Below are 24,627 nucleotides of genomic sequence, written 5' to 3'. Positions count from 1 at the left end.
TTGTTTTTGTGTTAACAAAGCCTAAACACTTTGCTCACTTTTCTGTTGGCGCTCAAGAATCTGTTTTTCCGCAAAAGCTAAAAAAACAATTCCAGCTAGAATAAATAACGCACCAAGTAAACGGATCAACGTTATATGTTCATTAAATAGCCATACAGAAGCAAACATAACGGTAACGACTTCAAGATGTGATGCAGCAAAAGCAGGACCGATAGGTGCTTTTTTGAGTAGCGTCATCCAAGTAAAAAAGGTACAGATATAACCCAATATTGCAATATAGATCCATTTTTGACTAAATACTCTGAGTAACCAGTCAACATTCGGTTCTAATGGTTCAGCAATAATTGCTGTCATTTTAAAACTACAGTGCCCAATCGTATCAAAAAGCAATAATAGGGCAAAACCAATCAAGTAGAACTTACGCATTAACTTGCTCCAACCAAAATCACACCGATTAAAATAAAAAACATTCCAATTAGGCGTAAATTTGTTAATTTTTCACCAAATAATAAGCGACCAACTATCATTACGGTAATGATATTGAGTGAGACCATTAATACGCCTTGAAATAACGGCACTAATGTTAAAAATGCAAGCCAGAGTAAAAATTCAGCCACATAAGCAGTTATTCCAAGCCATAACCACCCATTACTAAACAATGCTTTCCAGTACTCTACTCCATCGCTCTCTTTTTTGCTCACGGCGGCATACTTAAAAGCAACCTGACCAAGTGTGTCAAAGGCAATATTTGAAAGCCATAAAATAATTGCTAATAGTGACATTATCCGTGACCTCGATCTTCTACATTATCCAATCCATTGATCACATCATTAAAAAATTCTATCGTTTCATTAATTACCGTACGACGTTCTCGATCAATCGTAATGAGATGATAACTTTCGTCTAACTTCACTAATTTACTTCGTCCTTTGATACTTTGTTGCACAAAACCTGCATTAGTATTGATATTTGCGATATCATCATCGGTAGAATGCATAATCAAACAAGGAACATAAATTTGAGACAAAAGTGGTTTAACATGTTTGACTAAATATTGCATTTCAGCTAATGCGGGTAATGGGTTACCTGCAAGTCCTGCCGCAGCACTATCGCCACCAATCATACTTTCAGATACTGTTGCACGAATACGTTCATCTTTTAAACCATACGGTGGTTGTTCATTAAATAACATTTTCTGGAATAAATTCAGTTTTTTTAACCAGCCTAGTAGGAAAAAACTGTGTTTTGCCCAAAAAGGTATACTCCAACCATCGTAAAAAAATGTCACACCATATACACCTACACCTTTTATCTGTTCTGGTCGGTCTGCTGCTAGCTTAAGTGATAAAACAGCCCCCATCGATAAACCTGCAACAAAAAGATTATCCACTTTAGTCGCTAAAAAGTCGGCAGCCTGTTCAACACTCTGGTACCAATCTTGCCATGTTGTTTTACAGAGATCTTCTTCATTGCCACAATGCCCAGCTAATTGCATACCATAAACAGTAAAACCCGCTGCATTTAATCCTTTAGCAAGAATTCGCATTTCCGTAGGAGTACCGGTTAATCCATGAATCAGTAATACACCATTGCGATTACCCGGTAAAAAATATGTTGAATCTTGAATCATAATAAAATTAACCTTTCGCCATATTTCGAGGCGGTTGAGGATTGGTGTACCGCTTTATCTTGCAACATACAACACAGTGTAGGCAATTGTTCAACTACCTCTGCAAAAGTATCAATCGGACTATAATTAATGCAATTATTTTGACAAAATGTGATCAATTTATCTTTTGCAAAGACATAATCGACTTTATTCGATACACAATAATCAGATGAACCATCACCAACATATAAAATAGGTGAAAAATCTGTTCGCTGTTTTTTGACATGCAGGCATTTACAATTACCACTGGCTTTTACACAGTTAGCATTACTATAAGGAAAGTCTAATCGCCAACCACGATTATTATCATGTAATAATCTATTGGCATAGACCGGTAAAAAATCCAACTGATGTTGCGCTAATATCGTCTTAATAGCATAATCAAGACCATCACTGACAATGTGTACCGTGATATTATTTTTTTGTGCATATTGTACAAAAGATTTGAAAAAGGGATCGATCTCAATACCTGACAAAACATGATTAATCTCATCTAATGAGGCATCAAGTAACGCAATTTGTTTACTCATACACTCTTGCGAACCAATTTCACCAGCATTCCAGCGTTCCTCTAGCTCTTCACAACCAGTTTGTCCAAAGTGTGCTAGTAATGTATCTGTAACATCATCAAGGGAAATAGTGCCATCAAAGTCACATAAGACAATCGGTCGGTTAGAATTTTCGCTAGACATATCATGATTTGCTAAATACACTGCCTCAGATATCGAAAAAAAAGCACTCATACTATATTTATTCCTTCAAATAAATTACACTATTTGCATTGTGATAATGTCATGATCTTACCTTATTTTAAGGCCAAGCAGTTTAATTAATTTGTATTAGTTTTGTAACAAACTCAAAAGATGATGCTTATCGAGGCGATATTTGCCTTACAAATAATTTTCAGTTAGGTACAAGGAAATGAATGAAAAAATCCTGATTATTGAAGATGATGAACGCCTAACTCAGTTGATTATCACTTATCTATCCCGCTACAATTATCAAGTGTTGTCTCATAGTCGCGGTGATAGCGCTGAAGAGATCATTTATCAACAATCTCCTGATTTAATTATTTTAGATGTTATGTTACCAGGGAAATCAGGATTTGATATTTGCCGAGATATTCGTGCAAATTACACTGGTTTAATCTTGATTATGACCGCCAATGATGACAGTATCGACGAAATATTGGGGTTGGAGATCGGTGCAGATGATTATTTAGCAAAACCCGTTGAACCAAGATTATTATTAGCAAGAATCCGTGCGCTACTTCGACGTAAAGAGAGTAGTACAGAAAAATCGGAACATCATGAGTTAGTGCATGAAGAACTTATCTTTAATAAACTTATCATCAATCCAAGTAATCGAACGGCAACCCTTAATCAACAACTATTAGATTTAACAACTTCAGAATTCGATCTACTGCTTTTCTTTGCGAATTCAAGTGGACAAATTTTATCTCGTGATCATATTTTCAATCATATGCGAGGTATAGATTTTGATGGTACAGATCGCTCTATTGATGCTAAAGTCTCACGGTTACGACGTAAATTATTAGATGATCCAGATAATCCTCATTATATTAAAACGGTTAGGGGAAAAGGTTATCTTTTTTGTCGTGAAGCCAAAAGAGGAGAGATTGATTGACTCATGCCAACTCATTAAAACCAAATAATCGTATTTTTACCAAGCGACTATTTTGGTATTTTTTCATATCACTGATTATACAATCCATAACAGCGTATGGCGCGCTAATTATCTTTAATGCCTTACCATCCTCAATTGTTGGATTACCTGATGATGATGTTTTACAGCGTAATGCTCATCAAGGCACTGTTTTTTTGATTAAACAACAGATTAAAAATAGTCCTGAGCTTACTACTGAAGAAGTCTTGGCTAATCTGCAACCTGAGTTTGGCTTAAAATTATCACTCATTACAAAAAAACGTAAATTTCCCGCTGATATTACACAAGAACTAGCTCAGTATGGTATCGCGTACGATGATGATGAGGAGATGATCTATGCTCGACTCGATTCAGGCCAATATTTACAGTTAGGTCCACTAGTTGGTGATAGTGTACTCGATAGCCACATATTACCGTTGTCGATTTATTTAATTCTCTTTGCTGGTTTTAGTGCGATGACGTTTTGTACTCTACTCTATTTTTCATTCTCGTATTTATGGCGCGACGCTAAAAATATGAGCGCAACAGTAGATGAATTAAGTAAAGGTAATTTAAAAGTCAGAGCCAAACCAGCACAAAGTTGGCTTTTTAAACAGTTAGCTGGTGTTATTAACACCATGTGTGACCAAATTGAAAAACTGATATCAAGTAATCGTATTATTTTACATGCGATGGCACATGAATTGCGAACGCCTTTAGCTAGAATGAATTTTGAAGTAGAAATATTAACAAATACACATGATGAAACTCAAAGACAACGCTTAATGCGTGATATTAACAATGATATTAAAGAGTTAGAAGTGTTAATTAATACCAGTCTGAGTTATTTTAAGATACAACAGACCCAATTAATTAAAGATGTTAGTACCGTATCAGTTAACGAATGGGCAATCGATATCATAAATAATCTCGAATTGCTAAAACCTCAAGATTTTGAATTAACTTACCAGTTCGATGATGAAATTATTCATATAGATAAACAGTTGGTTGAGACAATTATCAAAAATTTATTACTTAACTCATTTAAATATGCGGCAAGTAAAGCGTCGATTAAAATTAATCAGCAAGGTGAACTCCTGTTTATTACTGTCGATGATGATGGTCCAGGCATACCGCCAGAGGCACGAGAATCAGTCTTTTTACCCTTTTCACGTATTGATACGAGTCGAACAAAATCGACGGGAGGGTATGGCTTAGGATTAGCTTATGTCAAATTAATTGCTGAGTCTTGTCAAGGAAAAGCATTTGTAATGACAAGCCCATTAGGTGGAGCAAGATTTGTCGTTACGCTAAATTTTAGTTAAATAAGAATAGGCGTTATATTGTCATCGACTTTACTATCTCTGTCTATTCATCACAGAGTTTAGCGACTATAATATAACGTTTATTTAGCAATAACCTAATCACTTAAAATCAAAAATTATGCAATTACACCTTGTAGTTAACACATTTGGTACCAACTTAGCTCGTCGTTATGGTGAGAAAATTTATAAATTAACGTTGCACGGCGGCTTTAGTTGTCCTAATCGTACTGGTGAATTGGGTAAAGGGGGATGTACGTTTTGTAATGTCGCCTCAATTATTGATGAATCGATCCAAGTAAAATCGATTGCCGAACAGTTACAACATCAAGCAATCCAAATGAAAAAGTCTAAGCGCTATTTAGCCTATTTTCAGGCTTATACTAGCACTTATGCAGAAGTCGCTATATTACGCAAAATGTATGAAGAAGCATTGCAAAATGCTGACATTGTTGGGCTTTGTGTGGGTACTAGACCCGATTGTGTACCGGATGAAGCACTTGCATTATTAGCTCAATATCAAGATCAAGGTTATGAAGTGTGGTTAGAACTTGGTTTACAAAGCGCCAACAATAAAACCTTACATGAAATTAATCGCGGTCATACTTATGAACAATATCATGAAACAACTGTAAAAGCGCGTAAATTAGGTATAAAAGTGTGTAGCCATTTGATTATCGGCTTGCCCAAAGAGACCAAACAAGATTGCTTTACAACGCTCAATAAAGTATTAGAAACCGGGGTTGATGGATTAAAATTACACCCATTGCATATTGTTGAGGGTAGTATTATGGCCAAGGCCTGGCGAGCAGGCAGGCAATCGGTTTTAACACTTGATGAATACGTTGATATTGCTGGCGATTTAATTCGTCATACGCCTAAAGATGTCCAGTTTCATCGTATTTCAGCGAATGCTCGCAAACCTACATTACTCGCCCCTGATTGGTGTGCTAATCACTGGGAGTCAATGAATGCCGTCGATCACAATTTGCGCCAATTTGGTGTGCAAGGTAGTGCGTTAGGCGATCCTTACTGCTTTATAGAGTGATTTTGTGAGTCAATAAATTGCGCTAACTCTGCTAATGTTGATGTCCCTTCCATTGGGCCTTTTTTCGATGCAGCTAAAGCGCCACTAGCATTAGCATAACGTAAAGCAAGCTCTACATCATATCCAGCTAACATTAAGCTTACAAACGTCGCGCCAAAACAGTCTCCAGCGCCAGTTGGATCAACGGCGTTAATCTTATAACTATCTAAATGCAAAGAATAGCTATTATTCAACTCGTTTTTACCATAATAACGAGCACCGTCAGCTCCGCATTTTACAACAATATGCTTAATACCTTTGTTTAAGAGTCTCGTCATTGTTGTCTGTTCACTCTCTGAACTTTGGCTAGCAAAATAGCTGACCTCACTTTCACTAGGAAGAAAAATATCTGTATAATCAATAATATAATCAAATGAAGCTTCCATCTCTGGAATATCGAACATCTCTTTACGTAAATTAGGATCAAATGAAATAGTACCACCATTACTTTTAACAATATCTAATGCTTTACGCATCGCATCAATCACTCTAAAAGAGTAAAGTGATGAGCCCATTACGTGTAAATGGTTACAATCTTTTAATAAATTGGCGTCGATATGGTCAAATGACAATAAACCACAAGCACTATTTGGTATATTAAAAATAAAATCACGTTCATTTAATCCTTTGTAAGTAACAAAGGCACTACCTGTATTGGCTTTATTGTGAGTGGATATACCATCTGTAATCACACCATCAGCTTTTAAACGCTTAATACACATTTTACCAAAAGCATCTTTACCTACACAGCTAAAAAATACCACAGGAAAACCTAGTTTTGCGACCTGAGAAGCAAAAATTGCTGGGGCACCACTTGGAAATGGTCCAATAAACTCGCCCGTTTCATCAAAACGTTGATTTTGTTTATTAGCCAAAAATTCAACAAGCAACTCGCCCATTGTACAAATTTTAAAACTCATATTACATCTCCTGTGCGTGTTGATAAATAATAGCGTGCTTACTGGAGTCCATCTGTTTAAATTGACAATCAAGTAATTGTTGATGATAAGCGGTGACTCCTGCTCGCGTAACGATCATCACATCAACATCCTTTAATCTGACCACTGAATGCTGATCATTATGAATACTTCGTTGTGGTAGAATTGCAATAGTTTGTTCGGCATGTTTAATGAGTTGACGGTAATTATTAACTTGTTCTGCATCATCAAGCAATAATTGATTTTCAGCACTAATATCAGCAACTTCAATAATAAATCGTGAAATAGTGTACTGACTGATAATAAAACTCATCATCTTACTGTCATGCGTAATATTATTATCCATCAGCTCTCCCCCGACAATAATAACTTCAGCTTGGGTGAACTCTTTAGCTAACTGAGCATTAGACAGATCATTAACAATAATTTTGAGTGATTTTTTATCATATAAAAAAGGGATTAGTTTACGAATAAGCTGACCATGACTTAAAAATAGTGTATCACCATCTTGAATGTAATTGACGATATTTTTAACCAAGTCAATAGCGTAATTTTGATAAACCTCTTGCAGGTCATTTTGTAACGACGAGCGCCCATTCTGATTTAAACCTTCGGGAGCAATATAAATTGCACCGCCAAATGAACGTTTTAAATATCCTTGTTGCTCGAGATAAGTTAAATCCTGTCGAATTGTCACACCTGATACATTGAGTAATTCGGATAACTCGTCAACTTTGACTTCACCTTGCTTACGCACAATTTCAGCAATATCAAGCCGTCGTTTCAGTAGTGCAGAAGATGCTCTTGCCAAATTAAATTTTCCCTTTATAAAAAATTGACCAAATAAGGTAATTAGAAAAATATCCCATCGTCAATAAAGCTAGTTATTTTTCATTTTAGAACTCAAACAACATACAAGCAAGACTAATATAAACTTCAAAACGAAATAAATATAATCAAATAACTTTTACTTTGAAATATAAAATTCATTTTTGTGATAATAATCACGTTAATTTTTGCAAATAAAATATATTTTGTAAATATAAAATAAAATATAACTTTCATTTTGTAAGTTTTAAATTCAGGAGAGATGTTGATGTTTATTATTTCCAGTAATCATATGCTTAGAAAAGCTCAGGCTGAACAATATGCAGTACCCGCTTTTAATATTCATAATTTAGAGACCATGCAAGTTATTGTTGAGACTGCAGCAGAACTTCGTTCTCCCGTGATACTAGCCGGTACACCTGGTACCTATAATTATGCAGGGACAACAAATATTGTCGCTATCGCTAACGCATTAGCTAAACAACACAATATTCCGCTTGCATTACACTTAGATCATCACGAAAGCTATGACGATATTACCAATAAAATCAATGCAGGAATTCGTTCAGTTATGATCGATGGATCTCATGAAGCATTTAGTGAAAATATTGCTATTGTTAAGCAAGTTGTTGATTATGCGCACCGTTTTGATGTTAGTGTAGAAGCTGAACTAGGTCGTCTTGGTGGCGTTGAAGATGATTTGATCGTTGATAGTAAAGATGCCCTTTATACGAATCCAAAGCAAGCAGCTGAATTTGTTGAAAAAACGGGTATTGATTCATTAGCTATTGCAATTGGTACTGCGCATGGCTTATATAAATCAGAACCAAAATTAGATTTTGAACGGTTATCACAAATACGTTCTGCGGTTGATATTCCGTTAGTACTACATGGAGCATCAGGCTTATTAGAACGAGATGTACAAGAGTGTATTAAACGTGGAATTTGCAAAGTGAATGTAGCAACAGAGTTAAAAATCGCGTTTGCTGATGCCTTAAAACAGTATTTTATTGAAAATCCACATGCCAACGATCCACGTTATTACATGCAACCAGCGAAAGCAGCAATGAAAGAGATTGTACAAAAAATTATCGCGACCTGTGGTAGTGCCGATAAACTATAGAGGAAATTGCTATGATATATACACTCACTCTAAATACAGCCATAGATATGAATATTCATTGTCAGGGCTTAAATCCTAATAGTGTTAATCGTACACAGCACACGGAATATAGCCCAAATGGTAAAGCAGTGAACGTTTCAATTGTCTTAAATAAATTTGCTAAACAGACAACTGCCTTAGGCTTTTTTGGCGGATTTTCTGGAAAATATATTGTTGATGAGCTGCATAAACGAAAGATTAATACGCTCCCTTGTTGGATTGATGATATTACCCGTATTAATGTTTTTATCAATGATGGTACCAATGAATATAAATTAGTGGGTAAAGGGCCTTTTGTTACAGATACTCAAAAAACAGAAATGCTTGCAATGATCGAATCGATTAATAACGACAGTTATTTAGTCATCAGTGGTAGCCTACCCAACAACATTGAACCCGATTATTATGAGCTTATTTTGTCCTTATGTGATAAGAAAAATATCAAAGTCATCTTGGATATTAGTCACCCTAAACTACGTGACTTACTAGCCTATAAACCATTATTGATAAAACCAAATGATGATGAGCTTAAAGAGATATTTGGCTTAGAAACCAACACAACAGAACAAATCGTCGCTTCGCTCAAGCAGGTTCATGCCTTAGGAGCACAAAATATTTTACTTACCATGGGTGATAAAGGACTCTATTTTTCTAATGGTCAGCAAATTTGGTTCTGTGATGCAGTCTCTATTAAATTAATCAGTTCTGCCTGTGCAGGTGATGCTTCTTTAGCTGCATTTTTAAGCCTTTGGTTACCTAATCAAGATCATATTGAACTGGCGATGAAAAAAGCCTCCGCAACTGGTGCTAATGTTGCCGAATCTGATGGTTTAGGAAAACTGGATAAGATCGATATTTATATGCAAAAACTATCAATCACTCAAATAAAATGAGGGAAATAATTATGAAAAAAATAATTGCTGTTACGGGATGTCCAACTGGGATCGCCCATACTTATATGGCCGAAGAAGCCTTAAAAACTGCAGCGAAAAAAGCTGGTGTTGAAATTAAAGTCGAAACAAATGGTGCGGGTGGTATTGATAATGCGATTACAGAGCAGGATATTGCTGAAGCTATTGGCGTTATTATTGCGGCTGATAAAGATGTCAATCCAGAACGTTTTAATGGTATGGCGGTGATTGAAGTTCCTGTAAAAGATGGTATTCATAAAGCGAATGCATTAATAGAACAGGTATTAGCAGGAACAGCTCCGATTCGTAAAAGTAAGTCAACCGAAACAACTCCTGCGGCCAGTACTCACCATGAGCAGAGTAAAGAGTCTTTTGGACGACAAATTTATAAACACCTAATGAGTGGTGTGTCAAATATGTTGCCGTTTGTTGTTGCCGGTGGTGTTCTGATTGCATTGTCATTTTTATGGGGTATCTATTCGGCCGATCCGCAAAATGCACAATATAATGAGTTTGCTGCTCTGTTAATGAAAATTGGTGGACAAGCCTTTGGTATTATGGTGCCTGTTTTTGCTGGGTTTATTGCCTCATCGATTGCGGGTAGACCTGGGATGGTAGCCGGCTTTGTGGGTGGCTTAGTATCAAATGTTACTGGGGCAGGATTCCTTGGCGGTATTCTTGCCGGGTTTGCAGCAGGTTACTTAATGCTATATGTCAAAAAATTATTAGACCCACTTCCACGTCAATTTGAAGGATTAAAATCAATCTTTATTATGCCTCTTATTGGTGTGTTTATTATTGGTGCAGGTATGTTTTTATTAGGTGAGCCGATCGCTAATATCAATAACGCAACTAAAGAGTGGCTACAATCCCTACAACAAGCTAACCCTATTTTATTAGGTATTGTTATTGGTTGTATGTGTTCGATAGACTTTGGCGGTCCAATTAATAAGGCTGCTTACGTTACCGGTACGATGTTATTGGCTGAGGGTAATTTCTATTTTATGGCGGGTGTGTCTGCCGCTTGTATTGTACCACCATTTGTTATTGCCTTTTCAACCAGTATTTTCCGTAGTAAAGCATTTAGTGAAGACGAAAGAGCAGCTGGCTTAGTCAATTACGTGCTAGGTGCAACGCATATTACTGAAGGTGCAATTCCATTTGCGGCAAAAGATCCACTACGAGTAATCCCTATTATGATGATTGCCTCTTCTATTGGTGCTGTACTGACTTTTTTAAGTGGTATTCAAGTACCCGCACCACATGGTGGATTCCTAGTATTACCATTAGTTAATAAACCACTAATTTGGGTCGGATGTATTTTTATTGGTGCTTTAGTCGGTGCTGTGTTATTAGGACTAACACGTATTCACCAAAATCGTAAATTAGCCGCAGCACGAGCATAATGATGATAGTTAGCCAATTATCGAGTGAGGATTTTGGCAAACTTAATAAAAGAGGATCGAGAAAATGAGTACAATACAATTAAATAGCAATGATATTACTTTCATTACAGGGAAATATAGCAAAAAACAAGCCATAGAAACCGTTGCAAAAAATATGATTGAGGCCGGATTAGTAAAAGCGGATTACCAGCAAGCTATGTTTGATCGCGATCAGCAAATATCTACTTTTTTAGGTAATGGTATTGCAATCCCCCACGGTACAACTGAAAAAAGAGATAGCGTATTAACCACCGGATTAAAGGTACTATTTTGTCCAGAAGGTATCGTCTGGGACGAAGATAATAACGTAGCTTATGTGATTATTGGCATTGCAGCAAAAGCCAATGAACACCTTAATGTATTACGTCAATTAACTCATGCCGTGATAGCCGAAGATACGCTAACGCGTATTAAGCAAGTGAAAACCCCAGAAGATCTCCTTGCTATTTTACAAAACAAGGAATAGTGATCTGTGATTAGTCAGTAATCTATAATAGATGATGATTAATTGATAAGTATAAAGCCGCTCTATTTAGATCGGCTTTTTCTTTTTAAAATACAGCGGAGATCATTACCAAGCAAATCAACGGAGCTAAACACAAATTCAGGTGCTAAAGCAAGTTGCTGTAGATCTGGTAAAAAACACATATCTAAGGCATTATGTCCAAGCAATTTTGGTGCATAATAAATAATTAGTTCATCAACAAGATCCTCTGCAATTAAGGCTCCAGCTAGATGACTCCCTGCTTCAACCCAAACTGAATTAATCTGTCGTTCAGCTAATTGCTTAAGTAGCAGCCTCAGATCGATGTTGTTATTAGGAGATGCTTCAACTAATAATTTACAATTAGGCTCATTAACTTCTAACGCCTGTTTACGAACTAGCCATGTTTCGCCTGGTTGTTTAAAAATATTTTCATTACCAGTGATTTGATTTTGACTATCAATAATCACACGAATGGGCTGACGTACAGCCTCTGCAGGATAGAGACTTTGTATTAAATCTGGTAACTCAGCATGCCTCACCGTTAAGCTCGCATTATCCGCCTGTACGGTCGCTCGAGTACTCAAAATCGCGCTAGCCTGAGCACGAAATCGTTGTACATCTTGTCGTGCAGTACTACTTGTGATCCATTTACTCTCTCCTGATGCCATTGCAATTTTGCCATCTAAAGAGACCGCTAATTTCAATTGCACATAAGGCATGCCACTGGTAATACGTTTTAAAAAAGCGCGATTAATTGACCAAGCCTCATCAGCCAATAATCCAACATCAACAATAATACCAGCTTGTCTGAGCCGGCTAATTCCTTGACCGGCGACTTGAGGATTAGGATCTTGCATTGCAACAACGACCCGAGCGATCCCTGCAGTAATTAATGCATTTGCACAGGGAGGTGTCCGTCCAAAATGGCTACAAGGCTCAAGGGTCACATAAGCTGTTGCACCCCTTGCATCTAAACCAGCTTGCTTTAGAGCATAAACTTCAGCATGAGGTTCACCTGCTTTGATATGATGCCCCTCACCAATAATTTGATTGTGTTTAACAATCACGCAACCAACATTTGGGTTAGGGGTAGTAGTAAAACAACCAAGCTTAGCTAGCTCAATAGCTCTGGTCATATAGATCAAATCATTACTACTAAAATTTGGTAAATTGCTCATAATTATTTCTGTTGTAGTTTGGCTATTTCTTTCGTAAATTGCTCAATATCATCAAAACTAAAGTAAACCGAGGCAAAACGAATATAAGCGACTTTATCGAGACTTTTTAGCTCTTCAATAACATAATCGCCAACTAATTTAGCAGGGACTTCTCGCTCCCCTGTCGCTCTTAACTTTGATTTAATACGAGTTAAAGCATCTTCTATTGCATCAGAGCTCACTGGGCGTTTTTCGAGTGCTCGTTTCATACCATTACGTAGTTTATCTTCATTAAACGGTTCACGAATTTTGTTACTTTTAATAACATTTGGCATGATTAATTCAGCCACTTCAAAAGTAGTAAAACGCTCATTACACTCAAGGCATTGCCGTCTGCGCCTAACTTGATAACCTTCACCAACTAAACGAGAGTCAATCACTTTGGTATCATCCGCATTACAAAATGGACAATGCATTTATCATCTCCGCTAGATATGCTCAAAATCTTTATTACAATAGCTGAAATCATTCATTTTAACAATACTTTACCTATTTTAAAGGTGAAAATTAAATAACAATTACAACGTCAATTTACTATCGATTTTCACCAAGTATATCTATTTATTCCCCATAGCTATCAATGAGCTTCATTTGACTTACTGAATTATTGTGTTAATTTTGCTATCTGCCCATGTTTGGCAGTATACTAGTAATATTAATAATTAATTTGTGAGGTATGCTATGTATTATGATACATCTGTGCTTTGTGACTTTTACCCGGAAGATGTCAATGTAGTTGAGCCAATATTTACTAATTTTGGTGGTATTTCAAACTTTGCAGGTCAAGCAGTGACAGTCAAATGTTTTGAAGATAACGGTTTACTATATGATGTATTACAAACTGAAGGGACTGGTAAAGTATTAGTTGTTGATGGCGGCGGCTCTGTACGTAGAGCTCTACTTGATGGCGAATTAGTTGATATTGCAGTACAGAATAACTGGGAAGGCATTATCGTTTATGGTGCAGTTAGACAAGTAGATTACCTTGCTGATGCAGAAATTGGTATTCAAGCTATTGCGGCAATTCCCGTTGGAGCTGAAGATCAAGGTCATGGTGAAACAGATATCAAAGTTAATTTTGCTGGTGTTACATTCTTTTCTGGTGATTTTGTCTATGCAGATAATACAGGCATTATTCTATCAGAAATCGCGTTAGAAATTCAGGAATAATCGTTATGGAATAAAGTCAATATTTTGATTTTATTCCATTTTTATTATACAGTGTAATTCTTATAGTGCTGCAATTTGTTGTTTTGCCTGCGCAATAGCTTGTTCTTTCATTTCTGGACTAATATTTGTTCCTTCTGCACGAATCACAGTCACATCAGTAATACCAATCAGGGCAAGGACTGATTTCAAATATGGTTCTTGGTGATCGAGTACATCATAAGGTGCTGAACTATAGATACCACCACGTGAAGAAACAATAAATGTTGGCTTATTATTAACTAATCCTTGCGGTCCCTTCTCAGTATACTTAAATGTTAATCCAGCTTGGCAAATTTGGTCAATCCAGTTTTTTAAACCACTGCTTACGCTAAGGTTGTACATTGGTGAACCAATAATAACCATATCAGCTGATTTTAACTCTTCAATTGCAGTCAAAATTTGTTGGTAGGCGTTAGCTTGTTCTTTAGTTAACTTAGAGAGATCATTAGTCCTGATTGCAGTCATAATATCTAAAGTTAAATGAGCAGGTGGATTTTCACCAAGGTTTTTTTCAATAATTGAGACATCTCCATATTTTGCTTTAAGATGATCAACTAGATCTTTAACAAGCGCATTAGAGACAGAAAAATCATTTAAAATACTAGATGTTAGACAAAGAATTTTCATTAGGTATTCCTTTAAATGGTCAAATATTATGTATGTTTAAATATTATATATAATAACCAACTAATTTAGTATGTTATTGTTAAGAAATTTATCCTTTTGAGCACAATTAAATAAGTTAAGTGATTAATTTGGTATAACGATACAGATAAAATCGATTCATTCTATCCCGATACCATAATTTGATGACAAACTTAGTATCTAATTTAGATTGATGCCTCTATTTACTTTATCTTAAAAATAAAAAAGACCGCAATTGCGGTCTTTTTTTAGAACAAATATCTTACAAAAGATTATTTAATAACCTTAGCAACAACACCTGCACCTACTGTACGTCCACCTTCACGGATCGCAAAACGTAAGCCGTCTGCCATCGCGATTGGGTGAATTAATGATACTACCATCTTGATGTTATCGCCTGGCATTACCATTTCTACGCCTTCTGGTAATGTGATTGTTCCTGTCACGTCAGTTGTACGGAAGTAGAACTGTGGACGGTAACCTTTGAAGAATGGAGTATGACGTCCGCCTTCTTCTTTACTTAAAATATACACTTCTGATTCAAAATCAGTATGTGGTGTGATTGAACCTGGTTTCGCTAATACTTGACCACGTTCGATATCTTCACGTTTAGTACCACGTAATAACACACCTACGTTCTCACCAGCACGACCTTCGTCTAGTAATTTACGGAACATTTCCACACCTGTACAAGTCGTTTTAGTCGTTGGTTTGATACCAACAATTTCAACTTCTTCACCAACTTTGATGATTCCGCGCTCTACACGTCCTGTTACTACTGTACCACGACCTGAAATTGAGAATACGTCTTCAATTGGTAATAGGAATGGTTTGTCAATATCACGCTCTGGCTCTGGAATATAAGAATCTAAGAAACCTGCTAATTCAACAATTTTCTCTTCCCACTCTGGTACGCCGTTTAACGCTTGTAACGCTGAACCACGAACAACTGGTGTATCATCACCTGGGAAATCGTATTGAGATAGAAGCTCACGCACTTCCATTTCTACTAATTCTAGTAACTCTTCGTCATCAACCATATCACATTTGTTTAAGAATACGATGATGTAAGGAACACCTACTTGACGACCTAATAGAATGTGCTCACGTGTTTGTGGCATTGGACCATCTGTCGCCGCTACTACTAAAATTGCACCATCCATTTGTGCCGCACCTGTGATCATGTTTTTAACATAGTCAGCATGGCCCGGGCAGTCTACGTGTGCGTAGTGACGAGTCGGGGTATCATATTCTACGTGTGAAGTATTGATTGTAATACCACGTGCTTTTTCTTCTGGTGCATTATCGATTTGATCGAATGCACGTGCACTTCCGCCGTATTTTTTAGCAAGTACTGTTGTAATTGCCGCTGTTAAAGTTGTTTTACCATGGTCAACGTGGCCGATTGTACCTACGTTAACGTGGGGTTTTTTACGTTCAAATTTTTCTTTAGACATTTTATATGTTCCTTTATCAAAACAACATCTCTCATCATAACGTGAGAGATGTATTAAAAAGTTAAATTACTATGCTTTACGCGATTCAATAATTGCTGTTGCAATATTATTTGGTGCTTCATTGTACTTCAAGAACTCCATAGAGTATGAAGCACGACCTTGTGTTTGTGAACGAAGGTCTGTTGCATAACCAAACATTTCAGATAGAGGTACCTGAGCACGAACAGTCTTACCAGTTGCAGTATCATCCATTCCTTCGATCATACCACGACGACGGTTTAAGTCACCGATAACGTCACCCATATAATCTTCTGGAGTTTCAACTTCAACTTTCATAATTGGTTCTAGAAGAACTGGTTTAGCTCTCATGAAACCTTCTTTAAATGCCATTGACCCAGCAAGTTTAAATGCAAGCTCAGATGAGTCGACATCATGGTAAGAACCATCAAATAAAGTAACCTTAATATCAACAATCGGGTAACCTGCAAGAACACCATTTTTCAACTGCTCTTGGACACCTTTATCTACTGCTGGAATAAATTCTTTCGGAATCACACCACCAGAAATATCATTAACAAACTCGTAGTTTTTCTCAGAGCCAGTTAACGGTTCAATACGTAACCATACGTGACCATATTGACCTTTACCACCTGATTGTTTAGCGTGTTTATATTCTGATTCCACTTGGTTACGAATCGTTTCACGATAAGCTACTTGTGGTTTACCAATATTCGCTTCAACTTTAAACTCACGACGCATACGGTCAACAAGTACATCTAAGTGTAACTCACCCATACCAGCAATGATCGTTTGTCCAGATTCTTCATCAGTGTGAACACGGAATGATGGATCTTCTTGTGCTAAACGACCTAAAGCAAGACCCATTTTTTCTTGGTCAGCTTTAGTTTTTGGTTCAACAGCAACAGAGATAACTGGTTCTGGGAATTCCATTCTTTCAAGAATGATTGGTGCATTTTCAGCACATAAAGTATCACCAGTAGTTACATCTTTTAAGCCGATTGCTGCTGCAATATCACCAGCACGAACTTCTTTGATCTCTTCACGTTTATTAGCATGCATCTGTACGATACGACCAAAACGCTCACGACGCTCTTTAACTGAGTTAAGAACGGTATCACCTGAATTCACCGCACCAGAATAAACACGGAAGAATGTTAAGTTACCAACAAATGGGTCGGTCGCAATTTTAAATGCTAACGCAGAGAACGGCTCATCGTCACTTGCATGACGTTCAGCTGGTTCACCATTTGGTAATTCACCATTGATCGCAGGAACATCTGTTGGAGATGGTAGATATTCAACAACGGCATCAAGCATGAACTGAACACCTTTGTTTTTAAATGCACTACCACAAGTTACTAGAATGATTTCACTTGCTAAAACGCGTTGACGTAATGCAGCTTTAATCTCTTGTTCAGATAACTCGTCACCATTTAGGTATTTTTCCATTAGATCTTCATTAGCTTCAGCTGCTGCTTCAACTAAGTTTGCACGCCACTCTTCAACTTGCTCAGCCATGCTTGCTGGAACATCTTCATAAGTAAATGTTACGCCTTGATCTTCATCATTCCAGTTAATTGCTTTACGTTTAAGTAAATCAACGACACCAGTAAATTTCTCTTCTGCACCAATTGGTAATACTAATGGTACTGGTACTGCTGCTAAACGAGTTTTGATTTGATCAACAACACGTAAGAAGTTAGCACCCATACGGTCCATTTTATTAACAAATGCAATACGAGGTACTTTATATTTGTTTGCTTGACGCCATACGGTTTCAGACTGTGGTTGAACGCCACCAACAGCACAATAAACCATTACCGCACCATCAAGAACACGCATAGAACGTTCAACTTCGATTGTGAAGTCTACGTGACCCGGGGTGTCGATGATATTAACGCGATGTGGTTCAAATTGCTTAGCCATACCAGACCAGAATGCAGTTGTTGCAGCTGATGTAATGGTAATACCACGTTCTTGTTCTTGTTCCATCCAGTCCATAGTAGCGGCGCCATCATGAACTTCACCAATTTTGTGACTGACACCTGTATAAAACAAAATACGTTCAGTAGTTGTTGTTTTACCTGCATCAATGTGAGCACTGATACCAATGTTACGGTAACGTGCTATGGGGGTTGTACGAGCCATATTAATCCTCTACTTTTAGGTCGTTTTATGTATTAAACATATAGTTTAAGCTATCGTGTATTGCTTATAGCTAAAGCTATAAGCATTTATCCAAAGCGAATTTGGATTACCAACGATAGTGAGCAAACGCCCTATTAGCTTCTGCCATACGGTGAACATCTTCACGTTTCTTAACGGCTGTACCTTTGTTTTCAAAAGCATCAGAAAGTTCATTCGCTAGGCGTAGAGCCATTGATTTATCGCCACGTTTACGTGCAGCTTCTACAATCCAACGCATCGCAAGTGCATTACGACGAACAGGACGTACCTCAACTGGTACTTGGTATGTAGAACCACCAACACGGCGAGACTTAACTTCTACAGTTGGTCTTACGTTATCTAATGCAACTTCAAAAGCTGCTAAATGGTCTTTCCCGCTACGCTCAGAAAGCGTATCAAGAGCTGAATATACAATTGATTCTGCGACAGATTTTTTTCCATCGATCATTAAAATATTTACAAATTTAGCCAGTAATTCTGAACTGAACTTCGGATCAGGTAGAATCTTTCTTTGACCGGCAATGTGACGACGTGGCATTGGAATACTCCGTTTTTTCTTATTAAGTTTAATACTTAAATTTTATTTCAGGTTACCCAAAACTCAAAAGAGTTAAATTGGAATTATAAAGTTTGGCCTTACTTAACGGATACCCATTAAGCCTTAGGTCTTTTCACACCGTATTTAGAACGAGATTGTTTACGGTCTTTTACACCCGCACAGTCAAGCGCTCCACGAACTGTATGGTAACGAACACCTGGTAAATCTTTAACACGACCACCACGAATTAAAATTACGCTATGTTCTTGTAGATTATGGCCTTCACCACCGATATATGAAGTAACTTCAAAACCGTTAGTCAAACGTACACGACATACTTTACGTAGTGCTGAGTTTGGTTTTTTTGGTGTAGTTGTATAAACACGTGTACAAACACCGCGTTTTTGCGGGCATGCTTCAAGAGCAGGAACGTTACTTTTAACTTCCTTAAGTGCTCGAGGTTTGCGTACCAGCTGATTAATTGTTGCCATTAATAAGCTCCTGATTTTTTTATATAATTTAAAAAAATAAAATTAAAATTGCTTGTTAGATACGTAAAAATAACTGTACCCAATACACTAAAAATATAGGTTTTGGGTCGCAAGATTCTAGTCCTCAAGGGGGATAATGTCAAGTTTTGCTTTTAGTTAACGACAATATTTCATGAACTCTATACAATTAAAGACTATAATAGTTGTGGATTTTAATGTGACTAAGGGAGCATAGCTATGGATATTCTGTTTTATCATCCCTCTGCTGATAGTAATGATTGGATAGCGCGTATTATGGCTCAATTACCTAACGCGAATGTATATACTTATCATCAAGGAGCAACACAAACTGCTGACTATGCCTTAGTTTGGGATCCAACACGGGAAATATTATCTCATCAAGATAATCTAAAAGGTATTTTTATTTTAGGTGCAGGTGTCGATAAAATTTTAAACCAACAAAAGCGTATGCCTGGGCTATTACCTCAAAATGTGCCATTGTACCGCCTTGAAGATGCAGGAATGGCCCTACAAATGCAGGAGTATGCTATCGCTAGCGTCATGCGCTATTTCAGACGATTAGATGAATATTATCAACAACAACAGCATAAACAGTGGCACGTTCTTTCAGCACACAGCTATGAGGAATTTGTGATTGGTGTAATGGGACTCGGAGTATTGGGTGAACAGGTAGCTACTCGTCTAGCTGCACTTGGCTTTAAAGTTAAAGGGTGGAGTCGTTCAAAAAAATCAATTGATCATGTTGATTGTTATAGCCAAAATCAACATGATGAGTTTATATCTGGCACCAAATTACTGATTAACTTATTACCGTGTACTCCACAAACGCAAGGTATTTTGAATAAAAGTTTATTTACTAAATTAGAAGATGGTGCTTATTTGATTAATCTTGCTCGAGGTAATCACGTAGTTGAAGAAGATTTACTGAATGCGATTGCAAATAAGAAAATTAAGGCTGCAACATTAGATGTATTTGCAACCGAACCACTACCGAGCGAGCACCCTTTTTGGTGTACGCCAGAAATAACGATTACCCCACATATATCGGCTCTAACTCAAGCGGATAAGGCCATTCCACAAATTGTTGAAAAAATTTTACGTATTGAAAAAGGCGAAAAAGTCGCTGAAGGACTCATTGATTTAGAGAAAGGATATTAAAATGCAGTATTTAATTGATTTACACATGCATACCGTTGCGAGTACTCACGCTTATAGTACGGTGCATGAATATATTGTACAAGCTAAGCAAAAGGGATTAAAAATAATTGCTATTACTGATCATGGAATGGCATTGGGTGATAGCCCTCATCGTTGGCATTTTATTAATATGCGAGTCATTCCAAGGATTGTTGATGGTATCGGCATTTTGCGTGGAATCGAAGCCAATATTTTAAACTTACAAGGTGATATTGATTGTGATGATGGAATGTATCGCGAACTCGATTTAGTACTAGCGGGTTTCCATGAACCTGCGATGGCATCAATGGATATTGATAAAAATACAGAAGCGTTAATTGCAACGATTAAGAATCCTAAAGTCAATATTATTAGCCACCCAGGTAATCGTAATTATCCGATTCATATTTATGAAGTTGCAAAAGCAGCAAAAGAGTATCATGTGGCGTTGGAGATAAATAACTCATCATTTATTTCTCGTAAAGGCAGCGATGATAATTGTCGAGAAATTGCCAAAGCGGTAAAAGAGGTTGGTGGTTTAATTTCGTTTGGATCAGACTCTCACGTAGCTTATGGAGTCGGTAATTTTACTCATAGCTTAGCACTGATTAAAGATTGTAATTTCCCAACGGATCGTATTATTAACCGTAGCCCACAAGCAGTAATAGAATTTTTGGCGATAAAAACAGGTCGTTATATTGAGGAATTAGCAACACTCTAGATAAAGATATTTTTCACTAGAATGATAGGTTACAGCAAAAAAATAACGAGTAATTTATCGTTAATGGAAAAGAGTGATAACTAAATAAAATAATAGGACAAGTAAATACTTGTCCTATTAATATGATGACTAATGACCAATAAAAATAAATTTTAAGATAAATAGTACTGCAACAGCAATAACGCAAGCATTAAGCTGTTTAAATTTGCCAGTAAATGTTTTTAATACAACATAAGCAATAAAACCTAATGCAACACCTTCGGTAATTGCAAAAGCAAAAGGCATCATTAATGCAGTAATAAATGCAGGCGTTGCTTCAGTTAAATCATGCCAATCAACTTTCACTAAACTTGACATCATTAAAATACCAACAAAAATTAATGCGCCTGATGTCGCATAGCTCGGCACAATATGAGCTAATGGTGAAAAGAAAATAACTAATAAAAATAAGATACCAACAACAATAGAAGTCAATCCTGTACGGCCACCAACCGAAACACCGGCTGAACTTTCAATATAAGTTAATACTGATGAAGTACCGAATAATCCACCTAACGTTGAACTAAAACTATCAACCAGCAACGCTTGACGCATTTTTGGAAAACGCCCCTTACTATCAGCTATACCAGCCTTATCAGTCACAGCTAAAATAGTACCTGATGAATCGAATAAACTCACAATCATAATGGAGAAAATAATTCCAGCCATACCGATATTAAGAGAATCAACAAGATTGATATGCCCAACGACTTTCATTACATCTGGTGGTAAAGAGACGATACCTTCATAATGAATATTTGGATCAAGCCATAAACCAAGTAAAGAGACAATTAAAATAGAAATAAGCACCGCGGCATGTACATTACGCGCAGCGAGAATAATAATAATAAAAAAGCCTAATGCACCTAATAATACAGGTAACGATAGAATATTACCCATGGTGAGTAAAGTTGCAGGGGATGATTCGATAAGCCCCATATTTTTAAAACCCATAAACGCGATAAATAGACCAATACCGGCACTAATACCTGAGCGTAAACATGAAGGAATATTTGAAATCAACCAATGACGGATTTTAAAAACAGACAAAAGGAAAAATAGTAGTGAGCCCCAAAAAATAGCCCCCATTCCAACTTCCCAAGAATATTTAGAGCAGATACTAAACGCAAAAAAGGCATTGAGCCCCATCGCTGGTGCCAAAGCGATCGGTAAATTAGCAGCAAACCCCATCAAAATAGATGCAAACGCAGTTACTAAGCATGTTAGTACGAATACCGCTTTTTGATCCATGCCTGTGACACTGAGAATTTCCGGATTAACGAAGATAATATAAACCATTGTAAGAAACGTTGTACCACCAGCAATAATTTCTGTGCCAATAGTCGTTTTTTTCTCTCTTAAATGGAAAAGTCTTTCAAATAAAGAACGATGATTAGTTGATTGCATATCACTCATAAATAGGCCTAAATTAAAGATAAAGTAAATGACCCCGCTATTATTAACAAATAATTAGCGAGGTCAAGGAATACTATTCGATTGGACTACCATCCCCTTCCGGAAGATTCGCATTAACAGGAATATTAATTTTTTTCTCTTTCTCTGGTTTTTCATCTGATTGCTCACTCTCAGCTTCAGCTTCAATGATCGATGTGGGATCAAGATGCATAAGACCTAAAATATGTTTAGCAATCTCTTCTTCGCCTGTAATTACACCTGTCGCACCATGTTCAGCAATATATTCAGCTTCATCGTCATAGAATGCGCGAACATAGATAGCCAGATCCGGTCTTGCTTCTCGAGCTTGAGAACAAATCTCACCAGCTTCATAACCATTGGGAGTTGAAATAATTAACCATTTTGCCGTTTTAAGCTGAGCTAACTCCAATGTTTCGGGTTTAGATGCATTACCAAATACGGCAATAATATCATCGTTACGCAACTGTTCAATTAGTGTTAAAGAGTTATCGACGGCAACAAATGGAATATTGCGACTCTTAAGCTGACGGGCAATCGTACTACCCAATCGTCCATGACCAACTAGAATTGCATGATCGTGAAGATTCTCTGGTATTTGTTGATTGATAACAGCAATTGGGTCAATAATCTTATCGACAATAGTTTCTGTCTTAGATAAGTAATGTTCGACCAAATTAAAAATAAATGGGTTGATAACAATTGAGATAATTGCGCCGGCTAAAATCAAGCTATAAGCTTCATTCGGGAATACACCAAGCACTTTACCTAAAGCAGCAAGAATAAAAGCAAACTCACCAATTTGTGCCAAACTCGCAGAAATGGTTAATGCCGTTCTCTTTGTATGACCAAAAATACGTACAATCAAATAAGCAGCAATCGATTTACCAAAAATAATAATCACAACGGTAGAGAGTGTTGCAAGTGGGTGCTGAATTAAAATTTGTGGATCAAATAACATCCCGACGGAGACAAAAAAAAGTACAGCAAATGCATCTTTAAGAGGAAGAATATTATTAGCGGCGCGATGGCTGAGCTCTGACTCGGTAAGAGCCATCCCCGCAAAGAAAGCCCCTAAAGCAAATGATGCTCCAAATAATTGTACCGCAGCAAGTGCAATACCTAACGCAATTCCTAATACCGATAATGTAAAAAGCTCTTCAGAACCAGTACTTGCACTTTTTGCAAGTAACCAAGGAATGACTCGTCGACCGACAACAATCATAATAGCAATAAACACTATCACTAAACCAACTGTTTTGGTGATCTCAATCATTACATCCCAAAAATTAACGTCTGAGCTATCCCCCATCATAGTTACAATTGGTGGTAAAAGTACTAATGTTAATACCATAGCAAGATCTTCAACAATCAACCAACCAATGGCAATTCGTCCTCGCTTGCTTTCAATCAACTCTCGCTCTTCTAAAGCTCGTAGAAGTACAACGGTACTTGCTGTTGATAAACACAGACCAAATACCAATCCAGTAGTAAATGACCAGCCAAGAATCGATGAGAGACCCATTCCTAATAGCGTCGCGACAGCAATTTGTACCACCGCACCAGGAATCGCAATTGATTTAACCGCTAATAAATCTTTAAGAGAAAAGTGTAGACCTACGGCAAACATCAGTAAAATAACACCAATTTCTGCCAATTGACTAATGATTGCTGTATCAGCAACAAATCCGGGGGTTGCTGGTCCAAAGATAATTCCAGCGACAAGATAACCAACAAGAGGAGAAATTCGCAACCTATTAGCCAGCATACCTAAAATAGCAGCTAAAACAATTCCACCGATAATCGCTGCAAGTAGTGGCCCTGTATCATGCATTTTCACCTCCTTATAAAAAATGTATTAACGCAATTAAAGCTTAAAATAGTTTAGCCTATTTTTACTCTATTTGGTTAAATATTTTGATTTTTTTATATAAGTAACGGAGAACCACATGGTTTT

At 37.0% G+C, this 24,627-nt stretch carries 24 protein-coding genes and 1 pseudogene; 10 read left to right on the top strand and 15 right to left on the bottom strand.

What is annotated here, in order from left to right; translation table 11 throughout:
- Positions 1–21: 21 nt before the first annotated feature.
- From RHO11_11340 to RHO11_11325, 4 genes are read right to left on the bottom strand one after another with little or no spacing between them, the layout of a single operon-like run.
- The gene (locus RHO11_11340) at positions 22–426 is read right to left on the bottom strand and encodes a DMT family transporter (protein WVD61065.1); all 405 of its coding nucleotides are present in this window, start codon (positions 424–426) and stop codon (positions 22–24) included.
- Positions 426–782 carry an EamA family transporter gene (locus RHO11_11335; GenBank protein WVD61064.1) on the bottom strand — a complete coding sequence of 119 codons (357 nt, stop codon included), beginning with the start codon at positions 780–782 and terminating at the stop codon, positions 426–428. The genes RHO11_11340 and RHO11_11335 overlap by 1 nt, the downstream gene beginning before the upstream one ends.
- Positions 782–1,630: an alpha/beta fold hydrolase gene (locus RHO11_11330; GenBank protein WVD61063.1), complete on the bottom strand. Its 849-nt coding sequence runs from the start codon at positions 1,628–1,630 to the stop codon at positions 782–784. The genes RHO11_11335 and RHO11_11330 overlap by 1 nt, the downstream gene beginning before the upstream one ends.
- Positions 1,627–2,412, bottom strand: coding sequence for an MtnX-like HAD-IB family phosphatase (locus RHO11_11325; protein WVD61062.1), 786 nt, complete (start codon positions 2,410–2,412; stop codon positions 1,627–1,629). Before RHO11_11325 ends, RHO11_11330 begins: the two co-directional genes overlap by 4 nt.
- A gap of 178 nt (positions 2,413–2,590) precedes the next feature.
- On the opposite strand from RHO11_11325, the gene RHO11_11320 reads away from it, so the two are divergent.
- The 3 genes from RHO11_11320 (at position 2,591) to RHO11_11310 (ending at position 5,704) form a co-directional block, all read left to right on the top strand.
- A complete protein-coding gene (locus RHO11_11320) occupies positions 2,591–3,316 on the top strand; it encodes a winged helix-turn-helix domain-containing protein (GenBank protein ID WVD61061.1) in 726 nt (241 codons plus the stop codon).
- Complete coding sequence (locus tag RHO11_11315) at positions 3,313–4,659, top strand: ATP-binding protein (GenBank protein WVD61060.1); 1,347 nt, start codon at positions 3,313–3,315, stop codon at positions 4,657–4,659. The genes RHO11_11320 and RHO11_11315 overlap by 4 nt, the downstream gene beginning before the upstream one ends.
- Before the next feature lie 118 nt (positions 4,660–4,777).
- Complete coding sequence (locus tag RHO11_11310) at positions 4,778–5,704, top strand: TIGR01212 family radical SAM protein (GenBank protein WVD61059.1); 927 nt, start codon at positions 4,778–4,780, stop codon at positions 5,702–5,704.
- Here RHO11_11310 and RHO11_11305 read toward each other — a convergent pair.
- Complete coding sequence (locus RHO11_11305) at positions 5,686–6,663, bottom strand: sugar kinase (GenBank protein ID WVD61058.1); 978 nt, start codon at positions 6,661–6,663, stop codon at positions 5,686–5,688. The genes RHO11_11310 and RHO11_11305 overlap by 19 nt on opposite strands.
- A 1-nt stretch (position 6,664) precedes the next feature.
- Complete coding sequence (locus tag RHO11_11300; GenBank protein WVD61057.1) at positions 6,665–7,492, bottom strand: DeoR/GlpR family DNA-binding transcription regulator; 828 nt, start codon at positions 7,490–7,492, stop codon at positions 6,665–6,667.
- Positions 7,493–7,777: 285 nt separating this feature from the next.
- On the opposite strand from RHO11_11300, the gene RHO11_11295 reads away from it, so the two are divergent.
- The 4 genes from RHO11_11295 (at position 7,778) to RHO11_11280 (ending at position 11,493) form a co-directional block, all read left to right on the top strand.
- Positions 7,778–8,632 carry a tagatose bisphosphate family class II aldolase gene (locus tag RHO11_11295; GenBank protein WVD61056.1) on the top strand — a complete coding sequence of 285 codons (855 nt, stop codon included), beginning with the start codon at positions 7,778–7,780 and terminating at the stop codon, positions 8,630–8,632.
- 11 nt (positions 8,633–8,643) lie between these two features.
- Entirely contained in the window at positions 8,644–9,564 is a 921-nt protein-coding gene (gene pfkB / locus RHO11_11290; GenBank protein WVD61055.1) for a 1-phosphofructokinase, read from the top strand.
- 11 nt (positions 9,565–9,575) lie between these two features.
- Positions 9,576–10,988 (top strand): PTS fructose transporter subunit IIBC, encoded by a 1,413-nt coding sequence (locus tag RHO11_11285; GenBank protein WVD61054.1) that lies wholly within the window; start codon positions 9,576–9,578, stop codon positions 10,986–10,988.
- Between the two features lie 64 nt (positions 10,989–11,052).
- Positions 11,053–11,493, top strand: a complete 441-nt coding sequence (locus RHO11_11280; GenBank protein ID WVD61053.1) for a PTS sugar transporter subunit IIA — start codon at positions 11,053–11,055, stop codon at positions 11,491–11,493.
- A gap of 62 nt (positions 11,494–11,555) precedes the next feature.
- Here RHO11_11280 and ribD read toward each other — a convergent pair whose 3' ends face one another.
- Positions 11,556–12,692 carry a bifunctional diaminohydroxyphosphoribosylaminopyrimidine deaminase/5-amino-6-(5-phosphoribosylamino)uracil reductase RibD gene (gene ribD / locus RHO11_11275; GenBank protein WVD61052.1) on the bottom strand — a complete coding sequence of 379 codons (1,137 nt, stop codon included), beginning with the start codon at positions 12,690–12,692 and terminating at the stop codon, positions 11,556–11,558.
- A gap of 2 nt (positions 12,693–12,694) precedes the next feature.
- Positions 12,695–13,147, bottom strand: a complete 453-nt coding sequence (gene nrdR / locus RHO11_11270; protein ID WVD61051.1) for a transcriptional regulator NrdR — start codon at positions 13,145–13,147, stop codon at positions 12,695–12,697.
- 265 nt (positions 13,148–13,412) lie between these two features.
- On the opposite strand from nrdR, the gene rraA reads away from it, so the two are divergent.
- Positions 13,413–13,901: a ribonuclease E activity regulator RraA gene (rraA, locus tag RHO11_11265; protein ID WVD61050.1), complete on the top strand. Its 489-nt coding sequence runs from the start codon at positions 13,413–13,415 to the stop codon at positions 13,899–13,901.
- Between the two features lie 60 nt (positions 13,902–13,961).
- Here the strand turns inward: rraA and RHO11_11260 are convergent, their stop codons facing one another.
- The 5 genes from RHO11_11260 to rpsL form a co-directional block, all read right to left on the bottom strand.
- The gene (locus RHO11_11260; GenBank protein WVD61049.1) at positions 13,962–14,567 is read right to left on the bottom strand and encodes an FMN-dependent NADH-azoreductase; all 606 of its coding nucleotides are present in this window, start codon (positions 14,565–14,567) and stop codon (positions 13,962–13,964) included.
- 290 nt (positions 14,568–14,857) lie between these two features.
- Positions 14,858–16,042, bottom strand: a complete 1,185-nt coding sequence (gene tuf, locus RHO11_11255) for an elongation factor Tu (protein ID WVD61048.1) — start codon at positions 16,040–16,042, stop codon at positions 14,858–14,860.
- A 69-nt stretch (positions 16,043–16,111) separates the two neighbouring features.
- Entirely contained in the window at positions 16,112–18,211 is a 2,100-nt protein-coding gene (gene fusA / locus RHO11_11250) for an elongation factor G (protein ID WVD61047.1), read from the bottom strand.
- Positions 18,212–18,317: 106 nt separating this feature from the next.
- Positions 18,318–18,788: a 30S ribosomal protein S7 gene (gene rpsG, locus RHO11_11245; GenBank protein ID WVD61046.1), complete on the bottom strand. Its 471-nt coding sequence runs from the start codon at positions 18,786–18,788 to the stop codon at positions 18,318–18,320.
- Between the two features lie 116 nt (positions 18,789–18,904).
- Positions 18,905–19,279 (bottom strand): 30S ribosomal protein S12, encoded by a 375-nt coding sequence (gene rpsL, locus RHO11_11240; GenBank protein WVD61045.1) that lies wholly within the window; start codon positions 19,277–19,279, stop codon positions 18,905–18,907.
- 237 nt (positions 19,280–19,516) lie between these two features.
- Here rpsL and RHO11_11235 point away from each other — a divergent pair, with 237 nt between their 5' ends.
- Positions 19,517–20,458, top strand: coding sequence for a glyoxylate/hydroxypyruvate reductase A (locus tag RHO11_11235; GenBank protein WVD61044.1), 942 nt, complete (start codon positions 19,517–19,519; stop codon positions 20,456–20,458).
- Between the two features lies 1 nt (position 20,459).
- On the top strand, positions 20,460–21,197 hold the full coding sequence (locus RHO11_11230; protein ID WVD61043.1) for a phosphatase: 738 nt from the start codon (positions 20,460–20,462) through the stop codon (positions 21,195–21,197).
- Between the two features lie 129 nt (positions 21,198–21,326).
- On the opposite strand, the gene RHO11_11225 is transcribed toward RHO11_11230, so the two are convergent.
- Positions 21,327–22,652 (bottom strand): NCS2 family permease, encoded by a 1,326-nt coding sequence (locus tag RHO11_11225; GenBank protein WVD61042.1) that lies wholly within the window; start codon positions 22,650–22,652, stop codon positions 21,327–21,329.
- 208 nt (positions 22,653–22,860) lie between these two features.
- Positions 22,861–24,504, bottom strand: a pseudogene (gene ybaL / locus RHO11_11220) (YbaL family putative K(+) efflux transporter).
- Between the last annotated feature and the right edge of the window lie 123 nt (positions 24,505–24,627).

It is taken from the genome of Orbaceae bacterium BiB, assembly GCA_036251205.1.
In the GTDB taxonomy this organism is placed as follows: domain Bacteria; phylum Pseudomonadota; class Gammaproteobacteria; order Enterobacterales; family Orbaceae; genus Orbus; species Orbus mooreae.
Note: the sequence above shows the minus strand (reverse complement) of the source record. Positions and strands in the feature narration are given on the sequence as shown.

Coding starts and splice junctions, on each gene's coding strand:
- nrdR (WVD61051.1), bottom strand. CDS start 13,147: ATGCATTGTCCATTTTGTAATGCGGATGATACCAAAGTGATTGACTCT.
- RHO11_11280 (WVD61053.1), top strand. CDS start 11,053: ATGAGTACAATACAATTAAATAGCAATGATATTACTTTCATTACAGGG.
- rraA (WVD61050.1), top strand. CDS start 13,413: ATGTATTATGATACATCTGTGCTTTGTGACTTTTACCCGGAAGATGTC.
- RHO11_11335 (WVD61064.1), bottom strand. CDS start 782: ATGTCACTATTAGCAATTATTTTATGGCTTTCAAATATTGCCTTTGAC.
- RHO11_11310 (WVD61059.1), top strand. CDS start 4,778: ATGCAATTACACCTTGTAGTTAACACATTTGGTACCAACTTAGCTCGT.
- RHO11_11320 (WVD61061.1), top strand. CDS start 2,591: ATGAATGAAAAAATCCTGATTATTGAAGATGATGAACGCCTAACTCAG.
- pfkB (WVD61055.1), top strand. CDS start 8,644: ATGATATATACACTCACTCTAAATACAGCCATAGATATGAATATTCAT.
- RHO11_11340 (WVD61065.1), bottom strand. CDS start 426: ATGCGTAAGTTCTACTTGATTGGTTTTGCCCTATTATTGCTTTTTGAT.
- RHO11_11305 (WVD61058.1), bottom strand. CDS start 6,663: ATGAGTTTTAAAATTTGTACAATGGGCGAGTTGCTTGTTGAATTTTTG.
- RHO11_11260 (WVD61049.1), bottom strand. CDS start 14,567: ATGAAAATTCTTTGTCTAACATCTAGTATTTTAAATGATTTTTCTGTC.
- RHO11_11325 (WVD61062.1), bottom strand. CDS start 2,412: ATGAGTGCTTTTTTTTCGATATCTGAGGCAGTGTATTTAGCAAATCAT.
- fusA (WVD61047.1), bottom strand. CDS start 18,211: ATGGCTCGTACAACCCCCATAGCACGTTACCGTAACATTGGTATCAGT.
- RHO11_11330 (WVD61063.1), bottom strand. CDS start 1,630: ATGATTCAAGATTCAACATATTTTTTACCGGGTAATCGCAATGGTGTA.
- RHO11_11235 (WVD61044.1), top strand. CDS start 19,517: ATGGATATTCTGTTTTATCATCCCTCTGCTGATAGTAATGATTGGATA.
- RHO11_11285 (WVD61054.1), top strand. CDS start 9,576: ATGAAAAAAATAATTGCTGTTACGGGATGTCCAACTGGGATCGCCCAT.
- RHO11_11295 (WVD61056.1), top strand. CDS start 7,778: ATGTTTATTATTTCCAGTAATCATATGCTTAGAAAAGCTCAGGCTGAA.
- RHO11_11230 (WVD61043.1), top strand. CDS start 20,460: ATGCAGTATTTAATTGATTTACACATGCATACCGTTGCGAGTACTCAC.
- rpsL (WVD61045.1), bottom strand. CDS start 19,279: ATGGCAACAATTAATCAGCTGGTACGCAAACCTCGAGCACTTAAGGAA.
- RHO11_11225 (WVD61042.1), bottom strand. CDS start 22,652: ATGAGTGATATGCAATCAACTAATCATCGTTCTTTATTTGAAAGACTT.
- rpsG (WVD61046.1), bottom strand. CDS start 18,788: ATGCCACGTCGTCACATTGCCGGTCAAAGAAAGATTCTACCTGATCCG.
- ribD (WVD61052.1), bottom strand. CDS start 12,692: ATGAGCAATTTACCAAATTTTAGTAGTAATGATTTGATCTATATGACC.
- tuf (WVD61048.1), bottom strand. CDS start 16,042: ATGTCTAAAGAAAAATTTGAACGTAAAAAACCCCACGTTAACGTAGGT.